The organism is Oscillochloris sp. ZM17-4 (assembly GCF_019599295.1).
Lineage (GTDB): Bacteria > Chloroflexota > Chloroflexia > Chloroflexales > Chloroflexaceae > Oscillochloris.
The window spans coordinates 1-4,507 of the sequence record NZ_JAIEWN010000113.1; the positions used below are offsets into that span (position 1 = coordinate 1).

The following is a 4,507-nucleotide window of genomic DNA, read 5'->3' on the forward strand; positions in this document are numbered from 1 at the left end:
TAACAAAAACTGATGGTGCTGCATGTGCCTGCTAGGCACAAAAACCGTTGTTGTTTTGGCCATGTTGGCCAAAACAACAAGAGATTCTGCGGTCAGCCATCCTCCGCCACGCGGCGCAGGGTGCGCTCGCCGATCAGGGCGTGGCGCGGGTGGTCCACCAGGCCCGTCGCCAGCAGCGTCACGCCGAACAGCACCGCCCAGCCCCTGGCCCGGCGCAGGGTGGCGTCTGAGAGATCGCCATAGGCCGCCAGAGCCTCAGCGCGGGCGCGCGGGTCGGCGAAGAGCATCCAGACCGCCGCCAGGTCGGTGGCCCGGTCGCCCGCGGTGATGTCGCCCCAGTCGATCACCCCGCTGACCGCGCCGCCCGCGACCAGCACGTTGCGCGGGTGCAGGTCGCCGTGCAGCCATGTCGGCGACACATCGAGCGGCGCGCCCAGGGCATCGTCCCACAGACGCCGGACCTGCGGCGTGAGCAGGTCGGCGCGCCCGGCCATCCCGCGCATGCGCGCCGCGACGGCGTCCGCGCGCTGGCTGAGGGGCACCCCGCGGACGGGGTTGGCCGGCGCGGCGGCGGGGGCCGGCGTGTGCAGCGAGCGCAGGAATGCGGCGAAGGGCCTGGCCTGGCCGGCGTCGGGCTCGCGCTGGTCGGCGGCGTCCCCCGCCAGCCAGGGCACGACGCTCCAGCGCCAGGGGTAGCCGCGCCCCGGCAGGCCCACCCGCGCGGGCGCGGGCACCGGCAGCGTGAGCTGCGGCGCCAGGCGGGGCAGCCAGCGCTGCTCGTGGATGATCAGCGGCGCGGCGGCGGCGCGCCTGGGGAGCCGGACGGCCAGGCGCTCGCCGAGCCCGAACATCGCATTGTCCCAGCCCGCGTCGAGCGCCCGCAGCGGCAGCCCCGCCAGGTCCGGGTGCTGTTCGGCGAGCAGGCCGGCGACGAGCTCCTGGTCGATCATGTGCTCGGCGGCCGGCGTGCCGGGCGCCGGCGCTGCGCTAGCTGTGTCCACGCTCGTACACGACGACCTGCCAGGGGCCGCTGGCCCGCTGGAGGCGCCGGGACAGGCCGGCCCGCCGCACCGCCGCGTCCACCTCGGCCGTCGGGTGGCAGAAGACCCGGAAGGCCGTGCGCTGGAGCGACAGCCCGGCGTTCAGCACGCGCACCCCCGCCCGCACCCACCAGTCATCGCGCGGGTAGACCAGCCCGAGCAGCCGGGTCGCCCGCGTGGCGGCCACCCCGATCAGGGCCGGCATGTCGGGGTAGCAGCAGACCACCCGGTCGAGGGTGACGATCTCGGCCTGGGGGATGCCATCGGCCATAGCGACGACATCGCCGTGGAGGTAGGAAACCTGACCGGCGCGACCCTGGCGCTCGCTCTCGCCGCGCGCGGCCGCGATATAGGCCGAGGAGGCGTCGACATCGACCGCGCCGGCGGCCCCGGCGCGCAGCAGCTCGTGGTGGATCACCCCCACGCCCCCGCCGATGTCGAGCAGCGACGCGCCGGCCACGCCGGCCTCGCGCAGCGCGTCGAGCAGGATGCGTGTGGTACCCTCGGGGCCGCGACGGCGGTAGCGCTCCAGCTGGCGCGCGGCGTCGCGGCGGTCGAACATGTTCTCGGCGTCGCGGCAGTGGTGGCAGCAGCTCATGGTCCCTCCTGGCGGCGCGGGTGACACGCTATAAGGGCGCAGCAGCGCGGCGCTGCTGCGCCCCGACGGGTACCTCATGATCACAGGGTCAGGCCCGCTAGGCCAGCCCGAACTCGCGCTCGGCGATGCCCAGGCTCTCATCGAGGATGGTGACCATGCGGTCGATCTCCTCGCGGGTGATCACCAGCGGCGGCGCGATGTGCAGGAGCTCCCAGACCCGCGTGAGCATGCGCCGCTCCAGCACCAGCTCGCCGACCCGCTTGATGAAGTCGCTGTCGCGCGGCCACTTCTCCTTCGTGCCCTTGTCCTTGACCAGCTCGATCGCGCAGAGCAGCCCGAGGCCGCGCGCGTCGCCCACGGTGGGGTGAGTGTCCATCAGGCCGCGCAGGCCGGCCATCAGGTAGGCGCCCATCTCGGCGGCGCGCTCGACCAGCCCCTCGCGGCCGATGATCTCGATGTTCTTGAGCGCCGCCGCCGCCGCCACCGCCTGGCCGCCGAAGGTGAGCAGGTGGCTGACCGTGTTCTTCTCGCTGGTGAAGACCTCGAACACGCTCGGGCGCACGATGGTGGCGGCGATCGGGGCGTAGCCGCTGGAGAGCCCCTTGGCCATGGTCATGATGTCGGGGGTGACGCCGAAATGCTCGGTGGCGAACCAGGCGCCGGTGCGGCCAAAGCCGTTGATCACCTCGTCCATGATCAGCAGCACGCCGTGGCGGTCGCAGATCTCGCGCAGCAGCTTCCAGTAGCCCGGCGCGGGGATGTGGACACCGTTCGAGGATGAGATCGGCTCGCCGATCACGGCGGCCACCGTCTCCGGCCCCTGGAACATGATCTCCTGCTCGACCCAGCGGGCGCACATGAGGTCGCCCTCCTCGCCCTCCAGGCCGAAGTCGTTGCGGTAGCGGTTGGGCGAGGGCACGTGGTAGACGCCGTCCATCAGCGGGCCGAAGAAGCGCTCCTGAGCGGTGCGGTTGCCGGTGGTCAGGCTCATGGCCCCGTAGGTCATGCCGTGGTAGGAGCCGCGGCGGGCGATGATCTTATAGCGTTTGGGGAAGCCGCGCAGCACCTGCACCTGCTTGGCGATCTTGATCGCCGTCTCCACCGCCTCGGAGCCGCCCGAGGAGAAGAAGACCCGGCTCAGGTCGCCCGGCGTCAGCTCGGCCAGGGTCTCTGCCAGCTGCACCGAGGGCACCGAGGTGTAGGCGGCCGAGGAGACGTAGGCCAGCTTGCGGGCCTGCGCGGCCATCGCGTCGGCGATCTCCGCGCGCCCGTGGCCGGCGTTCACCACCCAGAGGCCGGAGAGCGCGTCGATCCACTGGTCGCCGCGGACATCGTAGAGGGTGCTGCCCTCGCCGCGGTCGAAGACGTGCATGCCCCGCTTCTCGGCCAGCTCCACATAGTTCACCGTGTGGATCCAGACGTGGTCGAGGGCCTTCTGGTAGACGGGCTGGTCGTAGGCGGCGGCGTGCGCGGCCAGGCTGTCGGCCGGCAGCTGCGTGTCGGTGCTCATCGGGGAGTCCTTATGCTAGGGCGTATCACGATACTCTATTGTACCGCGCCTAGCGGGATCGCGCCGACCCTCCCGCCTCGGGGCGTCTCCTACCAATTCCTGTTGAACATGCCGCATATGTAGTACGGACATAGCGCATTGGAACGCAGTATCTGGCAATCTGCAATCCAAAATCTGCAATCTGAAATGGTATCAGCCGGGCAGAGTCACCACAAAGCAGCTGCCCCGCCTGCGGCCGGCGCTCTGCACGCTCACCGCGCCGCCGTGGGCCTCGCAGAGCGCTCGCACGATCGCCAGCCCCAGCCCGGTGCCGCCCGTCGCTCGGCTGCGCGACTGGTCGCCCCGGTAGAAGCGGTCAAAGATCGCGTCCAGATGCTCCGGCTCCACGCCCTCGCCGCTATCGCGCACCTCCAGGCGCATCACGCCCGCCCGATACGCGCCCGTCACCGTCACCGCGCCGCCCTCGGGGGTGTGGCGCAGCGCGTTGGTGAGCAGGTTGAAGAGCACCTGCCTGATGCGCACCGGGTCTACCCATAGCTCGGGCAGCCCCTCGGCCGCCGCCGTCAGGCTGATGCCCTTCTCCTCGGCCAGCGGCGCGATGGCCTGGATCGTCTCGGCGATCAGCGCGGACATGTCGGTGGGCTGGCGCTCCAGGGGCAGCTTATGGCTCTCGGCCAGCGCGAGGTCGCGCAGGTCGTTCACCAGCCGGGCCAGGTGGCGGGTCTGCCCGTAGAGGTGGGCGATCGTCACGTCGTCCAGGGGGGCGACCCGGTCGAGGGCGGCGCGCAGGTTGGCCTCCAGGGCCGCCAGGGGCGTGCGCAGCTCGTGGGAGACATCGGCCATCAGGTTGCGGCGCAGGTCCTCGGCGTGGCGCAGGTCGGCGGCCATGGTGTTGAATGCGCGGGCCAGCTCCTCAAGCTCGTAGCTGCCGCGCACGGGCACCGTCACCGCCAGGTCGCCCTCGCTGATCCGGCGGGCCGCGCGGGCCATCGCGCTCACCGGCGCGCTCACCACCCGGCTGATCAGGACCCCGCCGGCCAGGCCGATCAGCAGCGAGAGGATCATAAAGTCGATCAGGCGGCGGGCGATCTCGCTGTCGGGCGGGCCGCCGATGTCGGGGGGCTCCAGGCGGGCCGCGTGCGGCACGATGATCGAGAGGAACTGCATGAAGAAGACGAGGAACAGCACCCCGGCGATCATCAGGCTGAAGCGCACCCATAGCCGGCTCATAGCTCCTCCCGCTGGCCCAGCAGGCGATAGCCCACCCCGTACACCGTGCGGATGTAGAGTGGGTCGTTGGGGTCGGGCTCGATCTTGCGGCGCAGGTTGCGGATGTGCGTGTCGAGCACGCGGCCCATT

Annotated in this window: 5 protein-coding genes; all 5 read right to left on the reverse strand. The window is 71.3% G+C overall.

All coding sequences use genetic code 11. The features are described 5' to 3' along the window. Nucleotides 1-92: 92 nt before the first annotated feature. Entirely contained in the window at nucleotides 93-1,001 is a 909-nt protein-coding gene (locus tag K2Z83_RS27855; protein ID WP_220598437.1) for an aminoglycoside phosphotransferase family protein, read from the reverse strand. Next, nucleotides 988-1,638 (reverse strand): hypothetical protein, encoded by a 651-nt coding sequence (locus K2Z83_RS27860; RefSeq protein WP_220598438.1) that lies wholly within the window; start codon nucleotides 1,636-1,638, stop codon nucleotides 988-990. Before K2Z83_RS27860 ends, K2Z83_RS27855 begins: the two co-directional genes overlap by 14 nt. 97 nt (nucleotides 1,639-1,735) lie before the next feature. Next, nucleotides 1,736-3,148, reverse strand: coding sequence for an aspartate aminotransferase family protein (locus K2Z83_RS27865; RefSeq protein WP_220598439.1), 1,413 nt, complete (start codon nucleotides 3,146-3,148; stop codon nucleotides 1,736-1,738). Nucleotides 3,149-3,340: 192 nt separating this feature from the next. Beyond that, entirely contained in the window at nucleotides 3,341-4,378 is a 1,038-nt protein-coding gene (locus K2Z83_RS27870) for a cell wall metabolism sensor histidine kinase WalK (RefSeq protein WP_220598440.1), read from the reverse strand. Then, nucleotides 4,375-4,507, reverse strand: a 133-nt coding sequence (locus K2Z83_RS27875) for a helix-turn-helix domain-containing protein (RefSeq protein ID WP_220598441.1), incomplete at its 5' end; no start/stop codon positions are given. The genes K2Z83_RS27870 and K2Z83_RS27875, both read right to left, overlap by 4 nt.

Coding starts and splice junctions, on each gene's coding strand:
- K2Z83_RS27865 (WP_220598439.1), bottom strand. CDS start 3,148: ATGAGCACCGACACGCAGCTGCCGGCCGACAGCCTGGCCGCGCACGCC.
- K2Z83_RS27860 (WP_220598438.1), bottom strand. CDS start 1,638: ATGAGCTGCTGCCACCACTGCCGCGACGCCGAGAACATGTTCGACCGC.
- K2Z83_RS27870 (WP_220598440.1), bottom strand. CDS start 4,378: ATGAGCCGGCTATGGGTGCGCTTCAGCCTGATGATCGCCGGGGTGCTG.